The sequence below is a fragment of the Klebsiella sp. CSG-1 genome (assembly GCF_056521145.1).
This window is the reverse complement of the sequence record NZ_JBWNLD010000024.1, coordinates 1-26,632: the sequence shown is the minus strand read 5'-3', so window position 1 is coordinate 26,632 and position 26,632 is coordinate 1. Positions and strand designations below refer to the sequence as shown.

The window sequence follows — 26,632 nt, the reverse complement described above, 5'->3', positions numbered from 1 at the left end:
GCACCTCAAAAACACCATCATACACTAAATCAGTAAGTTGGCAGCATCACCGGCGATTGTTACTCGTTTTGGACAAGTCAGCCTGAAGGAAAATCAGCGACGAACCGGCACTGATTATTTGCATCCTGAACGTCTGTCCTTACCTCTGACATTGCGACCATCCTTAAAGCCCGCTTTACGCAACATCAGACGTTAGTAAGTCATTCTCAATATTGCTCTAATCAAAGTGAATCCCCAGATCTGATGCAATTTATGCAAATCAAATGCTCCAGAAGACGGCTGGCAGACTATCAACAGGATATCTGTATGGCCACTCTTGCACTCTGCATTCCGATTGACGCCGCATCGTAAGTTGAAGTTTGCTAATCTTTGAGATGTAGTACCCTCTATACAGTGCGGATTTTAATTAATGGAATAAATGATTATGAGTGAAAATGATACAATCCAAAAGAAGTCTAAAAGCCAGATTAACAAAGCGGTATTCTTTACATCTGCTTTGTTAATTTTCCTTCTTGTCGCCTTTGCCGCTGTATTCCCGGATGTCGCCGACAAAAATTTTAAACTACTTCAGCAACAAATCTTCACGAATGCCAGCTGGTTCTACATCCTTGCAGTGGCCCTGATTCTACTGAGTGTCTCGTTCCTGGGACTCTCACGCTACGGTGATATCAAACTGGGTCCGGACCATGCGCAGCCTGATTTTAGCTATCACTCCTGGTTTGCGATGCTTTTCTCGGCAGGGATGGGGATCGGCCTGATGTTCTTTGGCGTTGCTGAACCTGTGATGCATTATCTTTCACCTCCTGTCGGCACTCCAGAGACCGTTGCGGCAGCGAAGGAAGCAATGCGCCTGACGTTCTTCCACTGGGGCCTGCACGCATGGGCAATCTATGCCATTGTGGCACTGATCCTGGCCTTTTTCAGTTACCGTCACGGTCTGCCTTTAACGCTGCGTTCCGCACTTTATCCCATTATTGGCGAGCGCATATACGGACCTGTAGGCCATGCGGTTGATATTTTCGCCGTTATTGGCACCGTCTTTGGCGTTGCGACATCGCTGGGGTACGGTGTTTTGCAGGTGAATGCTGGTTTGAATCATCTTTTCGGGGTGCCTATTAATGAAACGGTGCAGGTGATTCTAATCGTTGTCATCACTGGTTTAGCGACGATTTCGGTGGTGTCCGGCCTGGACAAGGGAATACGTATACTGTCTGAGCTCAACCTGGGCCTGGCAGTGCTGCTGCTGGCGCTGGTCCTGTGTCTGGGACCAACCGTGCTTCTGCTGAAGTCATTTGTGGAAAATACGGGCGGTTATCTTTCTGAACTGGTGAGTAAAACTTTTAACCTTTATGCGTATGAACCTAAGTCGAGCAACTGGCTGGGGGGCTGGACATTACTGTACTGGGGATGGTGGCTTTCATGGTCGCCGTTTGTGGGGATGTTCATCGCAAGAGTCTCGCGCGGTCGAACCATTCGCGAGTTTGTCACCGGCGTGCTGTTTGTTCCCGCCGGCTTCACGCTCATGTGGATGACGGTGTTTGGTAACAGCGCAATCTATCTCATTATGCACCAGGGGGCGGCTGATCTCGCCAATACCGTTCAGCAGGATGTCGCGCTGGCCCTGTTTAATTTCCTGGAGCATTTCCCGTTTTCTTCCGTGCTGTCATTTATTGCAATGGCGATGGTCATTGTCTTCTTTGTCACCTCGGCTGACTCCGGGGCAATGGTTGTTGATACGCTGGCATCGGGTGGCGTCGCTAACACGCCTGTATGGCAGCGAATTTTCTGGGCCTCGCTCATAGGGATTGTGGCAATCGCACTGCTGATTGCGGGGGGACTGAGCGCGCTGCAAACCGTGACAATAGCGAGCGCATTACCTTTCTCAGTGATTTTACTGATATCCATATACGGATTATTAAAAGCCCTGCGTCGGGATTTGACCAAGCGTGAAAGCCTGAGCATGGCGACTATTGCTCCGACTGCAGCGCGTAACCCGATTCCATGGCAGAGACGCTTGCGCAATATCGCTTATCTGCCAAAGCGCTCTCTTGTGATACGCTTTATGGGCGACGTTATCCAGCCCGCCATGACGCTGGTTCAGGAAGAACTGAATAAACAGGGAACGATAAGCCATATAAGTGATACTGATGACGAACGAATTCGGCTTGAAGTCGATTTGGGCAATGAGCTGAACTTTATTTATGAAGTGAGACTTCGTGGCTATAACTCACCGGCTTTCGCCATGGCTGCAATGGACAATGACGAGCAGCAGGTTGAGCAACATCGATATTATCGCGCTGAGGTCTATCTGAAAGAAGGCGGTCAAAACTATGATGTGATGGGCTGGAATCAGGAACAGCTGATTAATGACATACTGGACCAGTACGAAAAACACCTGCACTTCCTGCACCTCGTTCGTTAATACAAAAATGCCGTCCTGCCGGGCGGCATTTATTTTCCCGAACTTAATACAAGGATATGCTGAATGATTTTACGCTGGCAATGGATTCTCAGGCAGACACTTAAAAAACTATGGTTCAGGGCAACGTTATTTGCAATGGTAGCAATAATAACGGCCCTTTTATCTATTCTTTTTAGATCAATGATCCCAGAGTCAGTATCAGTGAAGGTTGGTGCGGAAGCAGTTGATAATATTCTGAACATACTGGCATCGAGTATGCTGGCGGTGACCACATTTTCACTGAGTATCATGGTCACCGCTTACGGTTCAGCCACTACTAATGTGACGCCCAGAGCCACGCGTTTAGTTGTAGAAGACGTAACCACACAAAATGTACTGGCCACTTTTATCGGTTCTTTTCTCTTCAGCCTGGTAGGGATTATTGCCCTCAATATGGGAGCCTACGGAGAAAGGGGTAGAGTCATTTTATTCATTGTAACACTGGTTGTCATTGCCTTAATAATCATCACATTGCTTCGCTGGATACAGCATTTGACCTCTCTGGGCAGGGTAGGTGAGACAACAGCAAAAGTAGAACAGGCGGCGATCGAGACATTTATTGCGAGAGCAAAAAGTCCATGTCTTGGCGGATATCCATGGCTTGAGAACAATGAACAACCAAAAGGAACTGTTGCCGTATATCCGGAGAAAATTGGCTATGTTGAATATATTGACATGGTCAAGCTCGGCAGTCTGCTGAGCAATGATCCTCGTCATGTATATCTTGTGGCGCAGCCAGGCAGTTTCATACATCCATCGATGCCAGTTTTGTACCTGAGTTCTGGTCAGGAGTCATCAATCTGTACCGATTTACTTGAAACGATCATTGTCTCGGATGTGCGTTCATTTGCTCAGGATCCCCGATTCTGTCTCAGCGTCATGGCCGAAATAGCCTGCAGGGCCCTTTCGCCCGCAGTAAACGATCCCGGTACTGCGATTGATGTCATTGGCAGAGGTGTTCGAATACTCTCCGCTTACGCGCAGAATAAAATAGATGAAACTGAAGTGATATATCCTTCAGTACATGTTGCGCCACTTCAGATCAAAGACCTACTGGAAGACTTTTTCTTACCTGTTGCACGTGATGGTGCGAGTATGAGGGAGATTCAGATAAGAGTCCTTAAAGGACTGTCTATGCTGAGTAAGGGTTGGCCTGGGATGTTTGCTGAAGCCGCACATATACTGGCATCTGAAACATTAGAGCATGCAACTCGTACTGGTCATATAGCCCATGACGAATATCTTATAAAATCAATTTATTATAATTTATTCAGTGGCGAAAATCCTAAGGAAGGTGCGAACAAGTTCCTGATATGAGATCATCATATTCATCCGGAGCGCATCCCAGAGGGACATCATGAGCCATCAACTCACCTTCGCCGATAGTGAATTCAGCACTAAGCGCCGTCAGACCCGAAAAGAGATTTTCCTCTCCCGCATGGAGCAGATTCTGCCATGGCAGAATATGACCGCTGTCATCGAGCCGTTTTATCCCAAGGCGGGCAATGGCCGACGGCCCTATCCGCTGGAGACCATGCTGCGTATTCACTGCATGCAGCATTGGTACAACCTGAGCGACGGTGCCATGGAAGATGCCCTGTACGAAATCGCCTCCATGCGCCTGTTTGCCCGATTATCCCTGGATAGCGCCCTGCCGGATCGCACCACCATCATGAATTTCCGCCACCTGCTCGAGCAGCATCAACTGGCCCGTCAATTGTTCAAGACCATCAATCGCTGGCTGGCCGAAGCAGGCGTCATGATGACCCAAGGCACTTTGGTGGATGCCACCATCATTGAGGCACCCAGCTCTACCAAGAACAAAGAGCAGCAACGCGATCCGGAGATGCATCAGACCAAGAAAGGCAATCAGTGGCACTTTGGCATGAAGGCCCACATTGGTGTCGATGCCAAGAGTGGCCTGACCCACAGCCTGGTCACCACCGCGGCCAACGAGCATGACCTCAATCAGCTGGGTAATCTGCTTCATGGAGAGGAGCAATTTGTCTCAGCCGATGCCGGCTACCAAGGAGCGCCACAGCGCGAGGAGCTGGCCGAGGTGGATGTGGACTGGCTGATCGCCGAGCGTCCCGGCAAGGTAAAAACCTTGAAGCAGCATCCGCGCAAGAACAAAACGGCCATCAACATCGAATACATGATAGCCAGCATCCATGCCAGGGTGGAGCACCCGTTTCGCATCATCAAGCGGCAGTTCGGCTTCGTGAAAGCCAGATACAAGGGGCTGCTGAAAAACGATAACCAACTGGCGATGTTATTCACCCTGGCCAACCTGTTTCGGGTGGACCAAATGATACGTCAGTGGGAGAGATCTCAGTAAAAACCGGAAATAACGCCAGAAATGGTGGAAAAAATAGCCTAAATAGGCTGATTCGATGTGTTTGCGGGAAAAAAATCGGCCCAGATCCGCGAAATTTTAATCAGCGAGTCAGCTTGGGAAGACATGACCTGCTTATTCGCACCTTCCTTAAAGGGTTCCAGTTCGTCGTCGGTCAGATCGTATTTGTTTTTTTCTATCACTTTTTCAAGCGTGTCTCTGGAAGTACAGCGTCTGAGGCATAACAGCCATTCCTGTCTGGTCATGTAATTTATGCAATAGCACCGGGAAGAAGTCGCTTATCTTAAGTGGTACGCTTCAGATCTGTCTATGAGACAACCCCGTGTACCGACAGAACAGGACGGAAAGCGGTTAATTCAGCCCGTTATGCTGAACATAATCGCTGATGCTCAGGCCTGACTTGCGGATATCATCCGAAACCTTGCGGTACTGATCTTTCCACTCTTCTGGCATGTCCCGGAGAACCGCTATTTTACAGGCCACACTGTAGGGGGTACGCCCCAGCTTTTCGGCCAGCCAGAACAGATGAACGCCCACCTCTTCGTCCGGTACGGATTCGAGGGCATCAAGCAGCATCGTCCCCTCTTCTTCCCGCCAGGGTTCGCCGGCATGCGGAAAACGTGGGTCGGGCACACGTTCCTGTTTCTCTTCCTTTAGTTTCGACGCTGCCGGAACGCTGGACTTCTTCATACTGACGCGCGCTTTCATGGCACCGATGGCGGCGACGGCCCGGACCAAATCCTCGCGCTCCTGGCGCGTCAGCAGGCTGTCCTCACAAATCAGGGCATTCAGATTATCGATCAGCGTATTCAGTTTGGGTTCTGTTAATTTCATTCTTCTGTTCTCATTCCTTGCATGTGGTGTCGGTCAGTCCCGGCTCTCATTCACCTGGATGGTGACCGGCAGTCCTGCATCAAAACAGGTCTGATACCAGCTGGCCACCTGCAGGGGATCGCCCTCTTTTATCCGGCGTATGCCGCCGGCATCCGTCAGCTGTAGGCAGGTGGACCCGTCCGGACGGATCACGTAGGCCGCTTCCCTGATGGTGTAATGGTCGTCATCCAGCTGCAGCGCCACCGCATCACCGGCAGCCGTCTGGCGTAACGGCAGACGCCGGACGTCTGTCAGCCGTTGTCGTGCCGTTTCAGCCTCGCGTTCTGCCTGGAAGAGCGGTTCTGCAATGCCGCGACCGGCCTCCGTCAGCTCGACGGCCAGCTGCAGGTTCGGGGCGCGCAGGGTGCGCAGCCAGCCCGCAGCTTCCATGCGCCGGCAGGAGGCGCGCAGGTTCGGCCCGTACACCGGGGCGTCCCCGCCCTGCTCCAGCACCCGCTCGATATCCCGCGTCGCCACCGGCCCCGGACGTTTCGCATCGAGGGCGGCCAGCACAATCAGCACCCGCCGCTGCAGCGGTGACGGACGTCGGCTTTTTACCGTTCCATTCATTCTTTCATTCCGGCTACACGTTCCTGAAAACGACGGAGGTCAGCCTGTACCGGGCTGAAGTCGGATGCCCCTGCTTTAGCAAGCTCAGACCACAGAAATATGACAGCTTCCACACTGGAAATTTTCGCTGCCGTCGTCTGATCCTGGCGCTTTTTGATAGCTTCAATGACCTCTGTTGTTGTCGCGGCCAGCTGTTCATAGCTGAGTGAAAAATTCACTTCTTTCTCATCCATCCTGCACGCTCCGTGGGGTCTGAGGGCCAATGGAACGAAAACGTACGCTAAGGAAATAACCAATTGTTATAATTGATATTATTCATTCTTCTCTATGAACTGAAAGCCCGCACTAAGCAATGTTTTAGCCTCAAATGACTTTTTTACCTACCCAACTAACGTAACGATCGCACATCAGGTCGTTTTTCAACCGCATAGTGACACCTGCACTCACATGCGAGAAAACACATATGATTTTGACTTCTTGTTTTGGTGGAGAGACAATACCCATTCATAGCAGGAGTACATAATGCCAGAAATTGCATCCCTACAACTTTTCAAAATACTATCTGATGAAACCCGCCTGGGTATCGTGCTACTGCTCAGGGAGATGGGGGAGCTGTGCGTATGCGATCTCTGCACAGCGCTGGAACAATCACAACCCAAGACCTCCCGCCATCTGGCGATGCTTCGGGAAAGTGGCCTGTTGCTGGATCGCAAGCAGGGGAAATGGGTTCATTATCGCTTATCCCCGCATATTCCTTCCTGGGCTGCCCTGGTGATTGAGCAGGCCTGGTTAAGTCAACAGGACGACGTACAGGCCATCGCCCGTAAGCTGGCATCGGCCAACTGCTCTGGCAGCGGTAAGGCTGTTTGTATCTAAAAATTTTGCCTGTACATATATGTTTTTACGAATATGAGGTGTTAAAGATGAAAATGTTAACGGTGTTTGATCCGGCGATGTGCTGCAGTACCGGCGTTTGTGGTTCAGATGTCGATCAGGTTTTGGTCAATTTTTCTGCTGATGTGCAATGGCTGAAAGGGCGTGGGGTTCAGATCGAACGTTATAACCTGGCGCAGCAGCCTATGAGCTTCGTTGAGAACGAAAAAGCGAAAGCATTCCTTGAGGCTTCTGGAGCTGAAGGGCTTCCGCTGCTGTTGCTTGATGGTGAAACGGTGATGGCCGGGCGATACCCAAAACGCGCTGAACTGGCTCGCTGGTTTGGTATACCGCTGGAAAAGGTGGGTTTAGCTTCCACCAGTTGCTGTGGTGGTAAAACTTCCTGTTGTTGAGTATGTCAGGAGGACATATGAAATTCTTAGAGAATATCCCGTCTTACCTGTTTTTCACCGGTAAGGGAGGTGTAGGCAAAACTTCGATTTCCTGCGCAACGGCTATACGTCTGGCTGAACTGGGAAAGCGTGTTCTGCTTGTCAGTACCGACCCGGCTTCCAATGTCGGTCAGGTATTCGATCAGACTATCGGTAACACTATCCAGCCCGTGACTGCTGTGTCTGGTCTTTCGGCTCTGGAGATTGACCCGCAGGACGCCGCCCAGCAATACCGCGCCAGAATCGTTGACCCTATTAAAGGTCTTTTGCCTGATGACGTTGTTAACAGCATCAGTGAACAGCTTTCAGGAGCTTGTACGACAGAGATCGCTGCATTCGACGAGTTTACTGGCTTACTGACTGACGCTTCTCTGCTGACCCGCTTTGATCACATCATTTTTGATACTGCCCCAACTGGCCACACTATTCGCCTTCTTCAGCTTCCCGGAGCCTGGAGCAGCTTCATCGAAAGTAACCCGGATGGTGCTTCCTGTCTTGGTCCAATGGCTGGGCTGGAAAAACAACGCGAGCAATATGCTCATGCGGTTGAGGCATTATCCGATCCTGAACGAACTCGCCTTGTGCTGGTCGCGCGATTGCAAAAATCAACACTGCAGGAAGTCGCTCGTACTCATGACGAATTATCAGCTATTGGCCTTAAAAATCAGTATTTAGTCATTAACGGTGTCCTGCCTGCGAGCGAAGCAGAACGTGATGCACTGGCCGCTGCAATATGGCAACGGGAGCAAGAGGCGCTGGCAAATCTTCCTGCCGGGTTATCTGATTTGCCGACAGACAACTTATACCTGCAGCCGCTGAACATGGTTGGTGTATCCGCATTGAAAGGCCTGCTCAACGAACACGCTGAGATAACATCGCTTCCTGAACAAAGCCCACAGAACAAGCCAGAGAATATGTCGTTGTCTGTCCTGGTTGATGATATCGCCCGCAGTGAACACGGTTTGATTATGCTGATGGGCAAAGGTGGTGTGGGCAAAACCACAATGGCTGCGGCTATCGCCGTCAGTCTGGCGGATAAGGGTTTTGATGTGCATCTCACCACCTCAGATCCTGCTGCACATCTCAGTACAACGCTCAATGGCAGCCTCAAAAATCTGCAGGTCAGCCGAATCAACCCTCACGATGAAACTGAACGCTATCGTCAGCATGTTCTTGAGACGAAAGGCAGGGATCTGGATGAGGCTGGGAAACGGCTGCTCGAAGAGGATTTACGTTCTCCTTGCACAGAAGAGATTGCGGTGTTCCAGGCGTTTTCACGCGTAATTCGTGAAGCTGGCAAACGGTTTGTGGTCATGGATACGGCACCTACCGGGCATACGCTATTACTGCTTGATGCTACCGGGGCTTATCACCGTGAGATTGCCAGGAAGATGGGGGATAAAGGTCATTTTACCACTCCGATGATGCAGCTTCAGGACCAGGAACGTACCAAAGTTTTGCTGGTCACTCTGCCTGAAACCACACCTGTACTGGAAGCGGCAAACCTGCAGTCCGATCTTGAACGTGCGGGGATTCATCCCTGGGGCTGGATTATCAATAACAGCCTTTCGATTGCACAGACGCAATCGCCGCTGCTTTGCCAGCGCGCCCTACAAGAGCGTCCTCAAATCGAGGTTGTGAAAAACCAGCATGCAAGCCGCATAGCGTTAGTACCGGTAATGGCTGCAGAGCCCACTGGCATCGAGAAACTCAGAGAGCTGGTTGTTTAATTTTTTTTGTATATACAGGGCGGCAAAGCCGTCCTGTCTGGAGGATTTATGTTACTGGCAGGCGCTATTTTTGTCCTGACCATCGTTTTGGTTATCTGGCAACCGAAGGGATTAGGGATCGGCTGGAGTGCGACGCTGGGCGCGGTACTGGCGCTGATCTCTGGCGTAGTCCATTTTGGTGATATCCCTGTAGTGTGGAATATTGTCTGGAATGCGACGGCGACCTTTATTGCCGTGATTATTATCAGCCTTCTGCTCGATGAATCGGGCTTTTTCGAATGGGCGGCGCTGCACGTTTCACGTTGGGGTAACGGTCGCGGGCGTTTGCTGTTTACCTATATCGTTTTGCTCGGCGCAGCGGTGGCGGCACTGTTTGCCAACGATGGTGCGGCATTGATTCTGACGCCAATTGTTATCGCCATGCTGCTTGCATTAGGTTTCAGCAAAGGCACTACGCTGGCATTTGTCATGGCCGCCGGGTTTATTGCCGATACGGCCAGTCTGCCGCTTATCGTGTCCAACCTGGTTAACATCGTTTCTGCAGACTTCTTTGGGCTGGGTTTCACTGAGTATGCGTCGGTAATGGTGCCGGTGGATATCGCAGCCATTATCGCCACGCTGGTGATGCTGCATCTGTTCTTCCGCAAAGATATTCCGCCAACTTACGACCTGGCTCTCCTGAAAGCACCGGCAAAAGCGATTAAAGATCTGGCAACCTTCAGAACCGGCTGGATAGTGTTGATCCTTCTTCTGGTTGGCTTTTTCGTCCTTGAGCCGTTGGGTATCCCGGTCAGTGCGATTGCTGCTGTAGGGGCTGTCATTCTGTTTGCGGTGGCGAAGCGAGGCCATGCCATTAACACTGGCAAAGTGCTTCGCGGTGCGCCATGGCAGATCGTCATATTCTCTCTGGGAATGTATCTGGTGGTCTATGGTCTGCGTAATGCCGGACTAACAGAATACCTCTCCGGTGTGTTGAACGTGCTGGCAGATAAAGGACTTTGGGCCGCGACGTTTGGTACTGGCTTCCTGACGGCTTTCCTCTCTTCCATCATGAACAATATGCCTACCGTGCTGGTTGGTACTCTCTCTATTGATGGCAGCACTGCAACAGGCGTTATCAAAGAGGCGATGATTTTTGCCAACGTGATTGGCTGCGATCTTGGACCGAAAATTACACCTATTGGTAGCCTGGCAACGTTGCTCTGGCTGCATGTCCTTTCACAGAAGAACATGACCATCACATGGGGATACTATTTCCGCACCGGGATCGTCATGACTCTGCCTGTGCTGTTTGTAACGCTGGCCGCGCTGGCGCTACGTCTCTCTTTCACTTTGTAATGAGATACTGATATGAGCAACATCACCATTTATCACAACCCAGCCTGCGGCACGTCGCGTAATACGCTGGAGATGATCCGCAACAGCGGTATCGAGCCGACCGTTATTCTTTACCTTGAGACTCCACCTTCACGCGATGAGCTGCTCAAACTCATTGCGGATATGGGCATTTCCGTCCGGGCTTTGCTGCGTAAGAACGTCGAGCCGTATGAGGAACTGGGTCTTGCAGAAGATAAATTTACTGACGACCAGCTCATCGACTTTATGCTACAGCATCCGATTCTGATCAACCGTCCGATCGTAGTGACGCCACTGGGAACTAAACTTTGCCGTCCTTCAGAGGTTGTTCTCGATATCCTTCCAGATGCCCAGAAAGCGGCTTTCACCAAGGAAGACGGTGAAAAAGTCGTTGATGATTCAGGTAAAAGACTGAAATAAAGACGAAGGGGGCATTTGCCCCCTTCATTATTACTTCGCCATTTCTTCCAGCAGGTCAATACCAACCGGCTCTTCGCTCTGTAGCGCTGTTAATGCAATACGCTTTGCATACTGCTCTTCCACATCAGAGATGAGAGGCAGCTCGCGGTTCGCCCTGATCTTCAGGAAAGGCGAAGACGGTTGAGCAGCTGCCAGGCTGTTATTAACGACCCATGCCCACGGCTCGATGCCAGCTCGGCGTAGATCCTGCTGCAGGTTAGCGGCTTCCAGTACAGGTGTCGTTTCGGCAAGCGTCACGATAATCACCTTCGTCTTCTCCGGGTCTGCTGCTTTTTCGCTATCACCTGTCTTCGATGTCAGAAAGCGAGAGAATTCGGCTTCATGCTGTCGCCAGAACACACTCATGCAATTGTTGAATGCCTTTACATCACTCATGTTCGTCCTCAAATTTTGCTCAGATTAACCCGGCTCTCATCTTCCAGAATTTTATAAACAGTGGAACGGGCAATACTGAGCCGGCGGGCAATATCTGTTGCACCAGTTCCCTGCTGATGAAGTGCCAGTACACTATTTCTGTCGATGATGCGCTTTCGGCCAAACCGGATACCTTTCAGCCTGGCCTCCTGCCGTCCTTCGTTCGTACGCTCCAGAATCCTCCTGCGTTCGGCCTGGGCTACAGCTGAAAGAATGGTCACAACCATTTTCCCCATTTCACCGTCGGTGCTGATCCCGTCGTCTATGAATCGGACCGCGACTCCCTGAGCGTCGAATTCTTTTATCAGTTGGATCATATCGGCAGTGTCGCGGCCAAGCCGGTCGAGTTTCTTCACCAGGATGACGTCACCTTCCTCCACCTTCATTCGCAGCAGATCCAGTCCTTTCCTGTCGGTAGAACTGCCGGATGCTTTGTCGGTAAATATGCGACTGGCTTTCACCCCCGCCTCTTTAAGCCCCTTGATCTGAATATCGAGGGACTGCTGGCTTGTTGATACCCGTGCGTAACCAAAAAGTCGCATAAAAATGTATCCTAAATCAAATATCGGACAGTGGGTGTCTGTTATAACAAAAAATCGATTTAATAGACACCTAGACAACACCATTTTAGTGTGTCCGAGAATTTATAACATTTCGTACGGTTGGAAAAATGTTACTAAATGCCCGTCAGGCAGGGAGGCCGATATGCCCGTTGACTTTCTGACCACTGAGCAGACTGAAAGCTATGGCAGATTCACCGGTGAACCGGATGAGCTTCAGCTGGCACGATATTTTCACCTTGATGAAGCAGACAAGGAATTTATCGGAAAAAGCAGAGGTGATCACAACCGTCTGGGCATTGCCCTGCAAATTGGATGTGTCCGTTTTCTGGGCACCTTCCTCACCGATATGAATCATATTCCTTCCGGCGTCCGGCATTTTACCGACAGACAGCTCGGGATTCGTGATATCACCGTTCTTGCAGAATACGGTCAGAGGGAAAATACCCGCCGTGAGCATGCAGCGCTGATACGTCAGCACTATCAGTATCGTGAATTTGCCTGGCCCTGGACATTTCGCCTTACCCGTCTTTTATATACCCGGAGCTGGATAAGCAACGAACGTCCTGGCCTGCTTTTCGATCTGGCGACAGGGTGGCTTATGCAACATCGTATTATTCTCCCCGGAGCCACTACGCTGACCCGGTTGATTTCAGAGGTAAGGGAAAAGGCGACGTTGCGCCTGTGGAACAAACTGGCACTGATACCGTCAGCCGAACAGCGTTCACAGCTGGAGATGCTGCTGGGGCCAACTGATTGCAGCCGCCTGTCTTTACTGGAATCACTGAAAAAGGGCCCTGTGACCATCAGTGGTCCGGCGTTTAATGAAGCAATTGAACGCTGGAAAACTCTGAACGATTTTGGCCTGCATGCTGAAAACCTGAGTACACTCCCGGCTGTGCGCCTGAAAAATCTCGCACGTTATGCTGGTATGACTTCGGTGTTCAATATTGCCAGGATGTCACCGCAGAAAAGGATGGCGGTTCTGGTTGCCTTTGTCCTTGCATGGGAAACGCTGGCGCTGGATGATGCATTGGACGTTCTGGACGCCATGCTGGCCGTTATCATCCGTGACGCCAGAAAGATTGGGCAGAAAAAACGGCTCCGCTCGCTGAAGGATCTGGATAAATCTGCATTGGCGCTCGCCAGCGCATGTTCGTACCTGCTGAAAGAAGAAACACCGGACGAATCGATTCGTGCTGAGGTGTTCAGCTACATCCCAAGGCAAAAGCTGGCTGAAATCATCACGCTTGTCCGTGAAATTGCCCGGCCCTCAGACGATAATTTTCATGAAGAAATGGTGGAGCAGTACGGGCGCGTTCGTCGTTTCCTGCCCCATCTGCTGAATACCGTTAAATTTTCATCCGCACCTGCCGGGGTTACCACTCTGAATGCCTGTGACTACCTCAGCCGGGAGTTCAGCTCACGGCGGCAGTTTTTTGACGACGCACCAACGGAAATTATCAGTCGGTCATGGAAACGGCTGGTGATTAACAAGGAAAAACATATCACCCGCAGGGGATACACGCTCTGCTTTCTCAGTAAACTGCAGGATAGTCTGAGGCGGAGGGATGTCTACGTTACCGGCAGTAACCGGTGGGGAGATCCTCGTGCAAGATTACTACAGGGTGCTGACTGGCAGGCAAACCGGATTAAGGTTTATCGTTCTTTGGGGCACCCGACAGACCCGCAGGAAGCAATAAAATCTCTGGGTCATCAGCTTGATAGTCGTTACAGACAGGTTGCTGCACGTCTTTGCGAAAATGAGGCTGTCGAACTCGATGTTTCTGGCCCGAAGCCCCGGTTGACAATTTCTCCCCTCGCCAGTCTTGATGAGCCGGACAGTCTGAAACGACTGAGCAAAATGATCAGTGATCTACTCCCTCCGGTGGATTTAACGGAGTTGCTGCTCGAAATTAACGCCCATACCGGATTTGCTGATGAGTTTTTCCATGCTAGTGAAGCCAGTGCCAGAGTTGATGATCTGCCCGTCAGCATCAGCGCCGTGCTGATGGCTGAAGCCTGCAATATCGGTCTGGAACCACTGATCAGATCAAATGTTCCTGCACTGACCCGACACCGGCTGAACTGGACAAAAGCGAACTATCTGCGGGCTGAAACTATCACCAGCGCTAATGCCAGACTGGTTGATTTTCAGGCAACGCTGCCACTGGCACAGATATGGGGTGGAGGAGAAGTGGCATCTGCAGATGGAATGCGCTTTGTTACGCCAGTCAGAACAATCAATGCCGGACCGAACCGCAAATACTTTGGTAATAACAGAGGGATCACCTGGTACAACTTTGTGTCCGATCAGTATTCCGGCTTTCATGGCATCGTTATACCGGGGACGCTGAGGGACTCTATCTTTGTGCTGGAAGGTCTTCTGGAACAGGAGACCGGGCTGAATCCAACCGAAATTATGACCGATACAGCAGGTGCCAGCGAACTTGTCTTTGGCCTTTTCTGGCTGCTGGGATACCAGTTTTCTCCACGCCTGGCTGATGCCGGTGCTTCGGTTTTCTGGCGAATGGACCATGATGCCGACTATGGCGTGCTGAATGATATTGCCAGAGGGCAATCAGATCCCCGAAAAATAGTCCTTCAGTGGGACGAAATGATCCGGACCGCTGGCTCCCTGAAGCTGGGCAAAGTACAGGTTTCAGTGCTGGTCCGTTCATTGCTGAAAAGTGAACGTCCTTCCGGACTGACTCAGGCAATCATTGAAGTGGGGCGCATCAACAAAACGCTGTATCTGCTTAATTATATTGATGATGAAGATTACCGCCGGCGCATTCTGACCCAGCTTAATCGGGGAGAAAGTCGCCATGCCGTTGCCAGAGCCATCTGTCACGGTCAAAAAGGTGAGATAAGAAAACGATATACCGACGGTCAGGAAGATCAACTGGGCACACTGGGGCTGGTCACTAACGCCGTCGTGTTATGGAACACTATTTATATGCAGGCAGCCCTGGATCATCTCCGGGCGCAGGGTGAAACACTGAATGATGAAGATATCGCACGCCTCTCCCCGCTTTGCCACGGACATATCAATATGCTCGGCCATTATTCCTTCACGCTGGCAGAACTGGTGACCAAAGGACATCTGAGACCATTAAAAGAGGCGTCAGAGGCAGAAAACGTTGCTTAACGTGAGTTTTCGTTCCACTGAGCGTCAGACCCCTAAAATCCTGATGCTGATGTAGTCCCGTTTTATCGTCATCACGAAGCTTTCTGCTATGCCATTGCTTTCCGGGCTTCGCACTGCTGTCGTACAAGGCTCCAGTCCCAGCAACCGGGCGAACGCCGGCACTGTTGGCAACTGCCTTCCGAAGCGTTTTTCCACCGCACCCAGCATGACATCCTGCACCGTTTCTTTGTCATAGCCTCCGGTGCTCGCTGCCCAGTCAATGATCTCCCTGTCGCAGCAGTCCTGCGCGAAGGTCACCCGCAGCTTTTCGCCATTATCACAGCGGAACTCAAAGCCATCTGAGCACCAGCGCCGGTTACTTTCCGCTACTGCTACGCGCCCCTTATGGGCCCGCTTACGGCAAGGATCAGCGGGTTTACGTTCAAGAAGCAGATTATGCGTTCTCATAATGCGATACACCCGCTTTGCATTAACCACAGGCAGGCCGTCCCGCTCCGACTCCCGTCGCAGCAGCGCCCACACACGGCGATAACCATACGTCGGCAGGTCAGCCACCGCCATGTTTATCCGGGACAATACGGTGGTATCGTCAGAACGGGGCTGCCGTCTGCGATCCTGTCAGTCAGATGGCCGGTGAACCCGAATGCTCAACTGCGCACGCGACACGCCAAGACTTCTGCAAACGTCGCTTATTCGTCGTTCCCAGGCAACGAGGGCGCATGCGCAATCCATTTTTTTGCCCGGCCGAACTCCACGGCCTCTTTGAGTATCTCGGCTTCCATCGTCTTTTTGCCCAGAAGGCGCTGGAGTTCGCGAATTTGCTTATTGGCGGCAGCGAGTTCGGAGGCCGGCACCACTTCCTCGCCCGATGCAACAGCCGTCAGTGAACCGTCTTAATATTGCTTGCGCCATTTGAATATCTGGTTTGCATTGATGCCATGCAGGCGCGCGACATGAGACACGGTCATACCGGGCTCCATAGTCTGCTGAATAATGGCAATTTTTTCCTGCGGTGTACGACGCCGACGCCGCTCAGGTCCTGATAACACTTCAACCATCTTATCGTTCTGACTGGTATTAAACATAGTTCCAAGACTACCTCTTATTTTAAGAGAGTCGAAGTGTCTGGTGATCTATGGGGCCAGTCTAGCCCTCTTCCAAGTGTAGGGAGATATAGTCAAAGTTTGCTTCTCCGCCGATGAGTCCGCCCTGCGTCGGATAGTCCGATTTTTTACCGGCGAAGCACGGCTCTCCTAACCCTATCTAAAGCGAATAACTTTTTTCAACAGGGCCGCGTGCCAATGCAAGAGCGATAGGCGCTCTACGCGCCAATTTGACCACTTAAAACAGGTAAATTGAGGGGTTGTAATGTGTTGATGTAACAGGCTTTTATTTTAATGTCTTGGCATATGTATAATGGTAGTCTAGCCCTCCTTTCAACAAGGAGTACTCATGGAAACCTACAATCATACATATCGGCACCACAACTTTTCACATAAAGACTTAAGTGATCTCACCTTCACCGCTTGCACATTCATTCGCAGCGACTTTCGACGTGCTAACTTGCGTGATACGACATTCGTCAACTGCAAGTTCATTGAACAGGGTGATATCGAAGGCTGCCACTTTGATGTCGCAGATCTTCGTGATGCAAGTTTCCAACAATGCCAACTTGCGATGGCAAACTTCAGTAATGCCAATTGCTACGGTATAGAGTTCCGTGCGTGTGATTTAAAAGGTGCCAACTTTTCCCGAACAAACTTTGCCCATCAAGTGAGTAATCGTATGTACTTTTGCTCAGCATTTATTTCTGGATGTAATCTTTCCTATGCCAATATGGAGAGGGTTTGTTTAGAAAAATGTGAGTTGTTTGAAAATCGCTGGATAGGAACGAACCTAGCGGGTGCATCACTGAAAGAGTCAGACTTAAGTCGAGGTGTTTTTTCCGAAGATGTCTGGGGGCAATTTAGCCTACAGGGTGCCAATTTATGCCACGCCGAACTCGACGGTTTAGATCCCCGCAAAGTCGATACATCAGGTATCAAAATTGCAGCCTGGCAGCAAGAACTGATTCTCGAAGCACTGGGTATTGTTGTTTATCCTGACTAATTGCTTTGATGTGTGATTTTAAACGCTCAAATTTATAAAACGAATAATATTGTCAACCTTGCAATAATAGACATAGGGACAACCATGTATAAATTTTTACCCTCAGGCGTCTTCACAATAGAGCCATATAGCAGTGGGTCACTTAGTGGGCTTAATTTTTCCATTAAAGATAATATTAATATTGCTCAGTATAAAACATCATATGGTAGCCCATCTTGGCAAGTAAACATAAGGCTGCCATTTATAAGGCACTGTTGCAAAAATGTGGAGGTGATAGGGGTACTACGCCGGAACCCCAGATTTTTCCGTCCGTTCAAATTATCCACGGTTGAGCAGCTTGATCCCGTCCGCCCGCAGTTGACCAACAGGGGAAATATGCCTGTACAAAGTTTGCCGGGTTATCCCAAGTTCCTGGCATAGCGTACTGACCTTTGTTTCTGATTGTCCCATTGATGCCATTGCCAGTCGCAGTTTGACTGGCGTCATTTTATAAGGTCGGCCGCCGTTCCGCCCACGGGCTCTTGCTGATGCCAGACCTGCAGTCGTTCTTTCAGCAATCAGTTCGCGCTCAAACTCCGCCAGTGCGGCAAAGATACCGAAGACAAGCTTGCCAGCGGCCGTTGTTGTGTCGATAGTCGCCCCGTGACCGGTCAGCACTTTCAGACCGGTCCCCCTCGCGGTCAGGTCGTGCACTGTATTAATGAGATGACGAAGATCACGACCGAGGCGGTCCAGCTTCCATACGACCGAGAGCATAAAAAATATTGGGGCAGCGTGAGCTATGCTGCCATCGCTGGTCCCTTCCCGTCACTTTGAAAACCCGGATACCAGCAGACAAATTTATCCTGCAGTTCGTTATTCAAAACGGCGGTCCGGGTCTGTAACAAATAATGAGCCCCTTTTCTGCTCCACTGCATCTGCTGCTTTTTGGCCATTCGTCTGGCGATCACTTCATTGATCGTGGATTCCACAAACGCGGTTGATACCGGCTCTCCGTACCGACGCATTTCGCCGTAGTTTGGGATCATCATCTTATTATTCCGGATGTAGGTATACATTTCATCCAGATGTTTTTGCAGGGATTTCAGGCTAGGATAGCTGAGTTCAGGGTCATCGCAATACATAACGCAATTATCAATATGTTCCAGCGCAGCGACAACATTGCCATGCCAGAGATATCGTTTAATGCTTTCCAGCAGTGCCAGAACTTTACTCCCCGCCTCTGGATCTGATACCAGCAGTCCCCGGGCATATTGCATGAGCACCTTCAGCCTCATGGTGATATGAAACCAGTCCAGCACATGCGTTGACTCAGGGTACATACCGAACTGGAGGTCCCTGAGATTATCCGCGCCGTCGGACAGAAAAAATATCTGCTGGTTGGCCTGCATTCCCTGCGCTGAAAGGTGGGTCATGAGCCTGCGTTCCGGATGACAGTCATCCTTCTGAACAAAACCGAAGCGGCGGGTGTCAGCAGGCGCACCAACGGAAAAAGACTTCCCGGCAATAATTTCAAAATTACGCTTTTTGTCATCCCGATCGCGAACATAACCACCATCTATACCCACCACAAGCGGTTTTCCTGGCCTGGGCAGGTTCCCCCAGTCGCGGGGGCAGCCGGAAAGAAAACCTGAATGAGCTTCAGCCTCAGCGTCAAGACGCTGCGCCACCTGGCATAAATGATTCCTCACCGTTGAGGCATTCAGGCTGTGGCCCACCGGCAGAATATCTTTCAGCAGACGAGTCGTCATTTCATAGGAGATCATCGAGGCCCAGCGGGTTTCAATATATTTCAGTGCCGGGTGAGAATAATCGCCGGCCCAGTCGCTGAGCAAACTGACTGTCTTTGTATCACTCTCTTCACAACGGCACCGGTACACCCGAAGCCCGGATACCGGAATAACGCCAAACAGCGTCCGGTACCGTATTTTCTGTTTGCCTTTGATTCTGCGCGCAGCAAGGCAGTGAGGGCACCGGATATGGTGTTGAGTATATTCGTCTGCCTGCAGCTGGACCACCGACTGCTGGACCGTATTCAGCAACAGCTTGGATTCTGACACCGATAATCCGATGTCGTTCCGGGTCTCCCCTGATTTCTGGATTGTCATCAGTTCCTCCGTTCGACTGGAGCCTGATTCATCGGTGATGACTATCTGGAGCGTCAGTTGCATCATTGCCTCCTGCTGTGGTGGATGACTATCTCCCGGCTACTGGTTGTTCATCTGGTGACGAAGCTTATAATATGTGGAAACGCCAAGGCCCGCATGGTCGCAGGCGATCCTGAGCCTGACCCCTCTGCTTCTGAGTGCGTCAATTTCCTGGATCTTTTTGATATCGGCGCCGGGGCGCCCTGTTTTTTCACCCCGTGCTTTTTTCGCGGCGATGCCGTCGGCCTGCCTTTCCTTCAGTAAGGCTCGTTCAAACTGGCTGAATGCCGACATCATGTGCAGCTGCAGTTCCTGCATCGGATTGTTTGTGCCGGCGCTGAACGTCAGCTGCTCTTTCAGAAAAATAAGGGTAACGCCCTGGTCACGAAGCCGGGTGGTGACAGCGCACATATCCGACATATTCCGGCAAAGGCGATCGATGGAATGAACCAGAAGCGTATCACCAGGGCGTAATTGCCCCAGGAGTTCCTGTAACCCCGGGCGGTTTGTGTCCTTCGCGCTGGCATGCTCAACACAAATTTTATCAGGCTGAAAACCCGCCTTTGACAATGCCTCTTCCTGACGGGCCGTATTCTGATCGGCCGAGCTTACCCTGATGTAGGCATATTGCACGCAAAACCTCCGGAAGGTCTTTAAACATCATAGAGATTTAAAGAATAATCCATAAACACTGATTTAGGGAGGTTTATAGACATTTTTTCGGGGATCTGAGAGGCATGCTGAAAACGTATACCTTTATAGACATCAGTCAGCGACGACGGCCCAGCCAGATAACTTCAGGCTCCAGTACCGGAGATGCAAGGTCGAGCCTGCTCAGTTGCCGGTTGATTTTGTGGCGGTTGAACCTGACAGCATCCAGGTCGTCAGCAAAAGGGCGGATCTCGCCGACCGTTGTTTCATCATCCGCATTAACGATAGCTTCAAGAAACGCCAGGGTTTTATCGAACTCATCCGCAGCTGTGGCTCCGGGCATACCATGGCCGCTTATACAAAACGGCGCTTTCAGCGTAGAGTTTTCATAAATGGCCTCAACACGAATGTCATGAAGCCAGTGCTCAAAGAAATTGTATTCATAGGTAAAGCGATCGCCAGCATCAAAAGCAAAATCATCAATCACGACCCGGAACGGATTATCGACAAAACCGATGCCTCCTTCGTAGGAGATACCGTAATCTTTGCCATAAATGTGAAATTGATGGAGATGGTCGTCCCCCCAGCCCTGCACTATCTGGAAAATGAAGTGAAGCGCGGCCAGTGACGTGTCGGCAGCAATTCTCAGCCGACGCCAGACCATCGGACTGACTCCATGAACTGCTATTTTGATGACGTAGATCTTCATAGTCAGCAGGTATTGTTATGAAATGATGGTGGTTATTTTAACCCCTGTAGATGGCATCATTCGATGGCTGCCCCGAGGTTTTTCATGCTCTCCTCCGTCTGAAGATGTCCCGTTATGTTAAAAATCATACTCTATATGATTTAGTTCCTATGTGACAAACATCATATCAGATATGATTATTTGGTTAATGATAAATATCACACTCAGTATGATTTTATGCGTCTGGTTTGATTATCATATCTCTTGAGGGATTCCCGCCGCGCAGATCCGAAAATTGTCTGTTCCGGATCTTCTTCCTTCCCTCCGGCGCGCAGCGGCCAGGAAACACAACATGTGCCACTCGCTCAGCTGATTTTCCTTCTATATATAGTGTTTACCCCCTGCCCCGTGACCGCCCGCGCACCACCGGAAAAGGGCGGTGTGGTTATTCCCTGACCGTGATACACTTCCGGAAACTTAGTAAAGCGCGGAAAGTCGGATCCGACCGGAACGGTCGTCCGGTAATTTAACAGCGTGACTGTGTGGATGATTGTTATATCCTGGTTGATTATTTCTGATGGGAGGTTCACAGTGTGAAATGAATAGCGACATAACAGTATGCTTCTGCCGGGCGTGTGTCAGCTTCATCATTAAGCTATACTGATATGCATACCATTAGTATGCATTCCGGAGTGCATTATGAAGCAGCGCATCACCGTCACCATCGACAGCGACAGCTATCAGTTACTGAAATCCGCGGACGTCAATATCTCCGGCCTGGTGAACAGGGCCATGCAGAATGAAGCCCGACGTCTGCGTGCCGAACGCTGGCAGGCTGAAAATCAGGAAGGGATGGCTGAGGTTGCCCGGTTTATTGAAATGAACGGTTCATTCGCCGACGAAAACAGGGACTGGTGAGATGCAGTTTAAGGTTTATGCCTATAAAAGAGAGAGCCGCTATCGTCTGTTCGTGGATGTGCAGAGTGACATCATCGATACCCCCGGGCGGCGGATGGTGATCCCGCTGGCCAGCGCCCGGCTGCTGTCGGATAAGGTCTCCCGTGAGCTCTATCCGGTGGTGCACATCGGGGACGAGAGCTGGCGCCTGATGACCACGGACATGGCCAGCGTCCCGGCCTCCGTCACCGGGGAGGAAGTGGCCGATCTCCGCCACCGGGAAAATGACATCAAAAACGCAATTAACCTGATGTTCTGGGGGATCTGACCTCCTTCCCGCCCGGAAAGACAGGGAGGATGTCAAAGCGAAGCATTGCCGCAGAGATTACCCCTCACACGGTGACTGTACTGAACTGCTCCTCCGGAGCGGATGGCCTGCCGTCTTTCGCGGCGTCAGGGGACACTCCCCTATCCGATCACTGCTGACAGTTGCAGGGTATAACCCTCAGGGAAAAAAAAAGATGACCGACGGCGTGACCCGGACTGATGTCGACAAAACAATGTGGCTCGTGACACTGGCGGATATCATTACAAATAACAGTACCCGCCAGGAGGAAAATCTGGTCGTCATTCTGAGCAGGGAGGAATCGTGGGGGCCTGCTTCTGAACGTAATTCCAACGCGTTGTATCGGGCCTCCTGCATAATGACACTGTATCTGGCCGATACTGAACAGACGAAGACTCAGACTTTCACTGCAAATTACTGGCCTCTACTGAGTTCCCTGCACCTGTTTACAGAGGAATTCAGACTGGAAGAGCGCCTGCGGGGACACGGCCTGGGTACCTGGATCACGCAGCAGTTTGTGCTCTGGGCCAGAGGTCTGCCGCCTGAAACCAGGGTCTGGCCGATTGACATTTCGAAGGCTGATGAAAAAAGCGAAGAAAACCAGATCCGGAGGGACAGGCTGTGGCATGCAATGGGGTTCCGGTTCCCGGCCGGGCATAACTGCTCAATGCCGCTGGGGGTAGACGAACTGCAGTTGCCGCGGAGCAGGAGTTCAACGCTCCGGGTGGAGCCCCTGGCATCCGGAGTACGCCGGCTGGAAGACGGTTACCGCGGGCTGCAGGAAAAAATTGTGCAGCTGGAAGGGGAAATATTGTCGAAAAAACAGTTAATTGGTTCAATAAAGAAGCATCCTTTTCTTCATCTGTTGCACAGGAAATGGCGCCCGCTCCCGGACGGGAAATGTGATGCCCTGCCGCTGCGGGCAGCAAAACTGTCTCTGCCGCAGAGCGGGGATTCTGACCAGGAGGTGGAGCAACGGGCAACCGGGGTCATCCGGCTGGCTACCCTGTGTGCTCAGTCGCAGTAAAGGATCCTGGATCTGGAAAGGGATCTTGCCTCGCAAAGTGAGGAGCTCGTTGACCTGCAGACAAATCGCCTTTCTATCCTGTGGGAGAAAGTCGTCAACCTGGCCTTATTCTGGGGGGCTTGGTGACTTTTCTGGACTTTATCAAGTGGATGTTGGGGGCATGAATGTTCCCGTTCCATAGCCACACACTGAAGAGGACTGAAACCAGTGCCCGAAAATATCGTGTCTGTAATCACTGACGGGGTAGTTTTGTTTGCGACTTCGTCTGTTTTCTGGCTGGCCGTCGCTGGCTGGTTAGTCATCCTGACTCCGGTAATATTACGAAGAAAATTCTCGGCAAAGAAAAAAGTTAACAGAAATTATGAATAACCTGGTTCCAGTTGGATCTCCGTCATCTCCCGGAACATTGCTTCCGGTGGCCATCGATTACCCTGCCGCCCTCGCCCTGCGCCAGATGGCGCTCGTGCAGGATGAACTGCCGAAATACCTGCTGGCGCCGGAAGTCAGCGCCCTGCTCCATTACGTGCCGGATCTTCACCGCAAGATGCTGCTGGCGACGCTGTGGAACACCGGCGCGCGCATTAATGAAGCGCTCGCGCTGACCCGGGGGGATTTTTCACTGACGCCGCCGTATCCGTTCGTGCAGCTGGCCACGCTCAAGCAGCGCGCCGAGAAAGCGGCCAGGACGGCAGGTCGTGCTCCCGCAGGCAGTCAGGTCCATCGTCTTGTTCCGCTTTCCGATCACCACTACGTCAGCCAGCTACAGATGATGGTGGCCACCCTGAAAATTCCGCTGGAAAGACGAAACAAGCACACCGGCAGAATTGAGAAGGCGCGTATCTGGGAGATCACAGACCGTACCGTCCGCACCTGGCTTAGCGAAGCGGTGGAGGCCGCAGCGGCCGACGGGGTGACGTTCTCAGTACCGGTGACCCCCCATACGTTCCGTCACTCCTACGCGATGCACATGCTGTACGCCGGTATTCCGCTGAAAGTGCTGCAGAGCCTGATGGGCCACAAATCGATTAGCTCGACGGAGGTCTATACGAAGGTGTTTGCGCTCGATGTCGCAGCGCGCCATCGTGTGCAGTTCGCCATGCCGGAAGCTGAAGCTGTTGCGTTGATAAAAAAGTTAACCCCAGACCAATCTACATAGGTCAACTATGGGTATACCCCAGGTTTCGACCTAAAGTAGTTCTTGTGTGGGAAACAGTCCAAGCTTAATGGGGGGCTTATCCTGCCTCACCTTCTACAGCTATCAATCACATTAATGATGTTCAGAAAGGCCCTCATTGCCCTAAAGAAATAAAATGCAGCCATGAAAATAAAGAATAATTGAGATACAACTCCTGCTAAATCATGGTTGCTACCAGCCACTGATAGCAACGTAAATAGTAATGCAAGCGAAAAATATAAGGCAATTGTAGTATTTGAATTCATGTATATCCCCTTATGTATAGGACTGAGGCCACCCCCAAATTTTCACTATCGCGCAGTTATTGCCTCGATATAAAAGGTATTACCACCCTGAACAAGATAACAAGATAACAAGATAACAAGATAACAAGATAACAAGATAACAAGATATTATCGTTGTTTTGCTTCTGCGATTAATCTGGATATCTCTGTTTTTGATAAACTTTTTAGTGCCTCTACCGCTGCCCTGACTACGTCAGAACGATTCACTCTGCTTTTACCTGAAATCATTTCACCCGTTATAAGATCATCAATGTCTTTTAAGTTTTCTTCAAAAAAGGAAATGCTCACTGGTTTTGCTTTACTTACAGCCAATGGTCTCTCTGAAGTCACTTTGGTATTATCAATACCAGCAGTACCACCGTTAATAAACGCTGCCTCATCACGAGATGGAGTATTTGCTCTATTTCTCACAGAATAACCTCTTTAACTAACGATTCGATTTCTTGTTGTGCTTTGTCATTTTGCGTTTCAAATATTGTCATTGATTCTGCCCAAGCATCTCGATGCGCTTTTCGATCACAAACTCGGGAGTTAGCCAGCCGCATTTCAGGATAATCCTTGAGTACGTCAGCTGCCTGATTTGCTTCATTGACAAACATGTTCGTGGGCGTCATGTTTAAAACGAGATATCCCCGGACGTCCTCATTAAAATCTTTTGCTGCTGTAAAAACAGAGCATGTATGAGGCACTACATCCAGGTCCATCTGAGAAGGCCGCAACGGAGAAATGAATACGTCAGCGGCCATCAACCCACTACGCATTTCTGCACTGTCGCGGCCAGCACAGTCTGCGATGACAAAGTCATAAGATTTCTCGTGTTCCTTTAGCATGGCTTTGATGTTGCCTGTTGCGCCAGTAACCGGAATATGGGGAAGATCTTCAGGACGATTGTTGTACCAGGTCAATACAGATTTCTGGTCATCTGCGTCGACAATGATCACTCGATTGCCCAGTGACATCAGATACGCAGCTATAGATACCGCCAGTGTACTTTTACCAACCCCACCCTTTTGACTACCCAATACTATTATCATCACAGCCTCATATTAAGTTGTTAAGTTAACAACTTAATATTGCCAAACAGGCGGCAATATTGCAATACCTTTATTAAGTTAACATCTTATTAAGTTAATAACTACATGAATTATAATTGAATTACCTTTATACCTTAACAAATTGGTAAGATGTTAGGATAACAAGATAACAAGATAACAAGATAGCAAAGTGGTGCCTTTATCCGAAATCCCCATAGAACCGCATAATGCGGCTTTCAACTCCAGGCTACCTTTAGGGAGGGTAGTATCAACCAGTTATGACCGCGTGAAGCAAAAAGTGGGGTGTAGTGGGAATGACCTGCCCCCAGGATTAGATACAACCTTCAGTTAGTAATGTCGGTTGGTTTTTCTTCATATTTCCCGTTTCGCCAGCCCGCCGCAAATTCAGCCGGAGTCTGGTAGTTCAGCGATGAATGTGGACGACACTCGTTATAATCCTGCCGCCAGTCATTAATCGTTTTCCTCGCGTGAACGATATCGCTGAACCAGTGCTCATTGAGGCACTCATCCCTGAATCGTCCGTTAAAACTTTCAATAAATCCGTTCTGTGTTGGCTTGCCCGGCTGGATAAGCCGCAGCTCCACCCCATGCTCATAAGCCCACTGGTCAAGTGCTCTGCAGGTAAACTCCGGCCCCTGGTCAGTTCTTATCGTCGCCGGATAGCCGCGAAACAGTGCAATGCTGTCCAGAATTCGCGTGACCTGAACGCCTGAAATCCCGAATGCGGTGGTAATTGTCAGACACTCCTTCGTGAAGTCGTCCACGCAGGTCAGGCACTTGATCCTGCGACCGGTGGCCAGCGCGTCCATGACAAAATCCATCGACCAGGTCAGGTTGGGCGCCTCCGGGCGGAGCAGCGGCAGACGTTCTGTTGCCAGCCCTTTACGACGTCGTCTGCGTTTTACGCCCAGCCCGTTAAGGTGGTAAAGACGGTACACGCGCTTGTGATTAACATGA

At 50.6% G+C, this 26,632-nt stretch carries 25 protein-coding genes and 3 pseudogenes; 14 read left to right on the top strand and 14 right to left on the bottom strand.

Annotated features, from left to right (window positions below; genetic code table 11):
- Nucleotides 1–424: 424 nt before the first annotated feature.
- From AC007G_RS27785 to AC007G_RS27775, 3 genes are all read left to right on the top strand, one after another.
- Nucleotides 425–2,422 carry a BCCT family transporter gene (locus tag AC007G_RS27785; RefSeq protein ID WP_047353163.1) on the top strand — a complete coding sequence of 666 codons (1,998 nt, stop codon included), beginning with the start codon at nucleotides 425–427 and terminating at the stop codon, nucleotides 2,420–2,422.
- A gap of 63 nt (nucleotides 2,423–2,485) precedes the next feature.
- Entirely contained in the window at nucleotides 2,486–3,778 is a 1,293-nt protein-coding gene (locus tag AC007G_RS27780; protein ID WP_023304011.1) for a DUF2254 domain-containing protein, read from the top strand.
- A 40-nt stretch (nucleotides 3,779–3,818) separates the two neighbouring features.
- A complete protein-coding gene (locus AC007G_RS27775) occupies nucleotides 3,819–4,799 on the top strand; it encodes an IS5-like element ISKpn26 family transposase (protein WP_370597354.1) in 981 nt (326 codons plus the stop codon).
- 38 nt (nucleotides 4,800–4,837) lie between these two features.
- Here AC007G_RS27775 and AC007G_RS27770 read toward each other — a convergent pair whose 3' ends face one another.
- From AC007G_RS27770 to AC007G_RS27755, 4 genes are all read right to left on the bottom strand, one after another.
- Nucleotides 4,838–5,062 (bottom strand): Hha/YmoA family nucleoid-associated regulatory protein, encoded by a 225-nt coding sequence (locus AC007G_RS27770; protein WP_074168400.1) that lies wholly within the window; start codon nucleotides 5,060–5,062, stop codon nucleotides 4,838–4,840.
- Nucleotides 5,063–5,168: 106 nt separating this feature from the next.
- The gene (locus tag AC007G_RS27765; protein WP_045899846.1) at nucleotides 5,169–5,651 is read right to left on the bottom strand and encodes a hypothetical protein; all 483 of its coding nucleotides are present in this window, start codon (nucleotides 5,649–5,651) and stop codon (nucleotides 5,169–5,171) included.
- 33 nt (nucleotides 5,652–5,684) lie between these two features.
- Complete coding sequence (locus tag AC007G_RS27760) at nucleotides 5,685–6,260, bottom strand: hypothetical protein (protein WP_060415435.1); 576 nt, start codon at nucleotides 6,258–6,260, stop codon at nucleotides 5,685–5,687.
- Nucleotides 6,257–6,493 carry a hypothetical protein gene (locus AC007G_RS27755; protein ID WP_060415434.1) on the bottom strand — a complete coding sequence of 79 codons (237 nt, stop codon included), beginning with the start codon at nucleotides 6,491–6,493 and terminating at the stop codon, nucleotides 6,257–6,259. Before AC007G_RS27755 ends, AC007G_RS27760 begins: the two co-directional genes overlap by 4 nt.
- 289 nt (nucleotides 6,494–6,782) lie before the next feature.
- Between AC007G_RS27755 and arsR the strand changes: the two genes are divergently transcribed.
- From arsR to arsC, 5 genes are read left to right on the top strand one after another with little or no spacing between them, the layout of a single operon-like run.
- Entirely contained in the window at nucleotides 6,783–7,136 is a 354-nt protein-coding gene (gene arsR, locus AC007G_RS27750; protein ID WP_001114073.1) for an As(III)-sensing metalloregulatory transcriptional repressor ArsR, read from the top strand.
- 47 nt (nucleotides 7,137–7,183) lie between these two features.
- Entirely contained in the window at nucleotides 7,184–7,546 is a 363-nt protein-coding gene (arsD, locus tag AC007G_RS27745) for an arsenite efflux transporter metallochaperone ArsD (protein WP_000783215.1), read from the top strand.
- A 17-nt stretch (nucleotides 7,547–7,563) separates the two neighbouring features.
- Nucleotides 7,564–9,315: an arsenite efflux transporter ATPase subunit ArsA gene (arsA, locus tag AC007G_RS27740; RefSeq protein WP_001556710.1), complete on the top strand. Its 1,752-nt coding sequence runs from the start codon at nucleotides 7,564–7,566 to the stop codon at nucleotides 9,313–9,315.
- Between the two features lie 48 nt (nucleotides 9,316–9,363).
- Nucleotides 9,364–10,653, top strand: a complete 1,290-nt coding sequence (gene arsB / locus AC007G_RS27735) for an arsenite efflux transporter membrane subunit ArsB (protein ID WP_479466746.1) — start codon at nucleotides 9,364–9,366, stop codon at nucleotides 10,651–10,653.
- 12 nt (nucleotides 10,654–10,665) lie between these two features.
- A complete protein-coding gene (gene arsC, locus AC007G_RS27730; protein WP_000065758.1) occupies nucleotides 10,666–11,091 on the top strand; it encodes a glutaredoxin-dependent arsenate reductase in 426 nt (141 codons plus the stop codon).
- Nucleotides 11,092–11,121: 30 nt separating this feature from the next.
- Here the strand turns inward: arsC and AC007G_RS27725 are convergent, their stop codons facing one another.
- Entirely contained in the window at nucleotides 11,122–11,526 is a 405-nt protein-coding gene (locus AC007G_RS27725; RefSeq protein ID WP_004118313.1) for an ArsA-related P-loop ATPase, read from the bottom strand.
- A gap of 8 nt (nucleotides 11,527–11,534) precedes the next feature.
- Nucleotides 11,535–12,107, bottom strand: a complete 573-nt coding sequence (locus AC007G_RS27720; RefSeq protein WP_001556711.1) for a recombinase family protein — start codon at nucleotides 12,105–12,107, stop codon at nucleotides 11,535–11,537.
- Nucleotides 12,108–12,270: 163 nt separating this feature from the next.
- On the opposite strand from AC007G_RS27720, the gene AC007G_RS27715 reads away from it, so the two are divergent.
- Nucleotides 12,271–15,276, top strand: a complete 3,006-nt coding sequence (locus AC007G_RS27715; protein ID WP_045347685.1) for a Tn3-like element Tn3 family transposase — start codon at nucleotides 12,271–12,273, stop codon at nucleotides 15,274–15,276.
- Nucleotides 15,277–15,318: 42 nt separating this feature from the next.
- On the opposite strand, the pseudogene AC007G_RS27710 reads toward AC007G_RS27715, so the two are convergent.
- Nucleotides 15,319–16,334 (bottom strand): annotated as a pseudogene (locus tag AC007G_RS27710) (IS3 family transposase); the annotation flags it as partial.
- A 394-nt stretch (nucleotides 16,335–16,728) separates the two neighbouring features.
- On the opposite strand from AC007G_RS27710, the gene AC007G_RS27705 reads away from it, so the two are divergent.
- On the top strand, nucleotides 16,729–17,385 hold the full coding sequence (locus tag AC007G_RS27705) for a quinolone resistance pentapeptide repeat protein QnrS1 (RefSeq protein ID WP_001516695.1): 657 nt from the start codon (nucleotides 16,729–16,731) through the stop codon (nucleotides 17,383–17,385).
- 318 nt (nucleotides 17,386–17,703) lie between these two features.
- On the opposite strand, the pseudogene AC007G_RS27700 reads toward AC007G_RS27705, so the two are convergent.
- From AC007G_RS27700 to AC007G_RS27685, 4 genes and pseudogenes are all read right to left on the bottom strand, one after another.
- Nucleotides 17,704–18,132: pseudogene (locus AC007G_RS27700) on the bottom strand (recombinase family protein); the annotation flags it as partial.
- A 32-nt stretch (nucleotides 18,133–18,164) separates the two neighbouring features.
- Nucleotides 18,165–19,556: an ISKra4-like element ISKpn19 family transposase gene (locus tag AC007G_RS27695; protein WP_001493761.1), complete on the bottom strand. Its 1,392-nt coding sequence runs from the start codon at nucleotides 19,554–19,556 to the stop codon at nucleotides 18,165–18,167.
- Between the two features lie 36 nt (nucleotides 19,557–19,592).
- Nucleotides 19,593–20,165, bottom strand: a complete 573-nt coding sequence (locus AC007G_RS27690; RefSeq protein ID WP_001493762.1) for a recombinase family protein — start codon at nucleotides 20,163–20,165, stop codon at nucleotides 19,593–19,595.
- 136 nt (nucleotides 20,166–20,301) lie between these two features.
- The gene (locus tag AC007G_RS27685; RefSeq protein ID WP_012477564.1) at nucleotides 20,302–20,892 is read right to left on the bottom strand and encodes a plasmid pRiA4b ORF-3 family protein; all 591 of its coding nucleotides are present in this window, start codon (nucleotides 20,890–20,892) and stop codon (nucleotides 20,302–20,304) included.
- 678 nt (nucleotides 20,893–21,570) lie between these two features.
- On the opposite strand from AC007G_RS27685, the gene ccdA reads away from it, so the two are divergent.
- From ccdA to AC007G_RS27665, 4 genes and pseudogenes are all read left to right on the top strand, one after another.
- The gene (ccdA, locus tag AC007G_RS27680) at nucleotides 21,571–21,789 is read left to right on the top strand and encodes a type II toxin-antitoxin system antitoxin CcdA (protein WP_006788213.1); all 219 of its coding nucleotides are present in this window, start codon (nucleotides 21,571–21,573) and stop codon (nucleotides 21,787–21,789) included.
- Nucleotide 21,790: 1 nt separating this feature from the next.
- On the top strand, nucleotides 21,791–22,096 hold the full coding sequence (ccdB, locus tag AC007G_RS27675; RefSeq protein ID WP_006788214.1) for a type II toxin-antitoxin system toxin CcdB: 306 nt from the start codon (nucleotides 21,791–21,793) through the stop codon (nucleotides 22,094–22,096).
- A gap of 193 nt (nucleotides 22,097–22,289) precedes the next feature.
- Nucleotides 22,290–23,305 (top strand): annotated as a pseudogene (locus AC007G_RS27670) (hypothetical protein).
- A 197-nt stretch (nucleotides 23,306–23,502) separates the two neighbouring features.
- Complete coding sequence (locus AC007G_RS27665; RefSeq protein WP_016240356.1) at nucleotides 23,503–24,297, top strand: site-specific integrase; 795 nt, start codon at nucleotides 23,503–23,505, stop codon at nucleotides 24,295–24,297.
- A 431-nt stretch (nucleotides 24,298–24,728) separates the two neighbouring features.
- Here AC007G_RS27665 and AC007G_RS27660 read toward each other — a convergent pair whose 3' ends face one another.
- The 3 genes from AC007G_RS27660 to AC007G_RS27650 all read right to left on the bottom strand — a co-directional run.
- Nucleotides 24,729–25,031: a hypothetical protein gene (locus AC007G_RS27660; protein WP_004197636.1), complete on the bottom strand. Its 303-nt coding sequence runs from the start codon at nucleotides 25,029–25,031 to the stop codon at nucleotides 24,729–24,731.
- Nucleotides 25,028–25,654 (bottom strand): ParA family plasmid-partitioning AAA ATPase, encoded by a 627-nt coding sequence (locus tag AC007G_RS27655; protein WP_016946792.1) that lies wholly within the window; start codon nucleotides 25,652–25,654, stop codon nucleotides 25,028–25,030. Before AC007G_RS27655 ends, AC007G_RS27660 begins: the two co-directional genes overlap by 4 nt.
- 344 nt (nucleotides 25,655–25,998) lie before the next feature.
- Nucleotides 25,999–26,632 (bottom strand): IS3 family transposase (locus tag AC007G_RS27650; RefSeq protein WP_479466745.1); only part of this gene is annotated, 634 nt, incomplete at its 5' end.

Bases quoted from the DNA above. Each gene is read 5' to 3' on its own strand.
- arsC (WP_000065758.1), top strand. From the start codon at position 10,666: ATGAGCAACATCACCATTTATCACAACCCAGCCTGCGGCACGTCGCGT.
- AC007G_RS27655 (WP_016946792.1), bottom strand. From the start codon at position 25,654: ATGATAATAGTATTGGGTAGTCAAAAGGGTGGGGTTGGTAAAAGTACA.
- AC007G_RS27780 (WP_023304011.1), top strand. From the start codon at position 2,486: ATGATTTTACGCTGGCAATGGATTCTCAGGCAGACACTTAAAAAACTA.
- AC007G_RS27715 (WP_045347685.1), top strand. From the start codon at position 12,271: ATGCCCGTTGACTTTCTGACCACTGAGCAGACTGAAAGCTATGGCAGA.
- AC007G_RS27725 (WP_004118313.1), bottom strand. From the start codon at position 11,526: ATGAGTGATGTAAAGGCATTCAACAATTGCATGAGTGTGTTCTGGCGA.
- AC007G_RS27720 (WP_001556711.1), bottom strand. From the start codon at position 12,107: ATGCGACTTTTTGGTTACGCACGGGTATCAACAAGCCAGCAGTCCCTC.
- AC007G_RS27755 (WP_060415434.1), bottom strand. From the start codon at position 6,493: ATGGATGAGAAAGAAGTGAATTTTTCACTCAGCTATGAACAGCTGGCC.
- AC007G_RS27685 (WP_012477564.1), bottom strand. From the start codon at position 20,892: ATGAAGATCTACGTCATCAAAATAGCAGTTCATGGAGTCAGTCCGATG.
- AC007G_RS27775 (WP_370597354.1), top strand. From the start codon at position 3,819: ATGAGCCATCAACTCACCTTCGCCGATAGTGAATTCAGCACTAAGCGC.
- ccdB (WP_006788214.1), top strand. From the start codon at position 21,791: ATGCAGTTTAAGGTTTATGCCTATAAAAGAGAGAGCCGCTATCGTCTG.
- arsR (WP_001114073.1), top strand. From the start codon at position 6,783: ATGCCAGAAATTGCATCCCTACAACTTTTCAAAATACTATCTGATGAA.
- AC007G_RS27785 (WP_047353163.1), top strand. From the start codon at position 425: ATGAGTGAAAATGATACAATCCAAAAGAAGTCTAAAAGCCAGATTAAC.
- arsB (WP_479466746.1), top strand. From the start codon at position 9,364: ATGTTACTGGCAGGCGCTATTTTTGTCCTGACCATCGTTTTGGTTATC.
- AC007G_RS27665 (WP_016240356.1), top strand. From the start codon at position 23,503: ATGAATAACCTGGTTCCAGTTGGATCTCCGTCATCTCCCGGAACATTG.
- arsD (WP_000783215.1), top strand. From the start codon at position 7,184: ATGAAAATGTTAACGGTGTTTGATCCGGCGATGTGCTGCAGTACCGGC.
- AC007G_RS27705 (WP_001516695.1), top strand. From the start codon at position 16,729: ATGGAAACCTACAATCATACATATCGGCACCACAACTTTTCACATAAA.
- AC007G_RS27695 (WP_001493761.1), bottom strand. From the start codon at position 19,556: ATGCAACTGACGCTCCAGATAGTCATCACCGATGAATCAGGCTCCAGT.
- AC007G_RS27760 (WP_060415435.1), bottom strand. From the start codon at position 6,260: ATGAATGGAACGGTAAAAAGCCGACGTCCGTCACCGCTGCAGCGGCGG.
- AC007G_RS27770 (WP_074168400.1), bottom strand. From the start codon at position 5,062: ATGACCAGACAGGAATGGCTGTTATGCCTCAGACGCTGTACTTCCAGA.
- ccdA (WP_006788213.1), top strand. From the start codon at position 21,571: ATGAAGCAGCGCATCACCGTCACCATCGACAGCGACAGCTATCAGTTA.
- AC007G_RS27765 (WP_045899846.1), bottom strand. From the start codon at position 5,651: ATGAAATTAACAGAACCCAAACTGAATACGCTGATCGATAATCTGAAT.
- arsA (WP_001556710.1), top strand. From the start codon at position 7,564: ATGAAATTCTTAGAGAATATCCCGTCTTACCTGTTTTTCACCGGTAAG.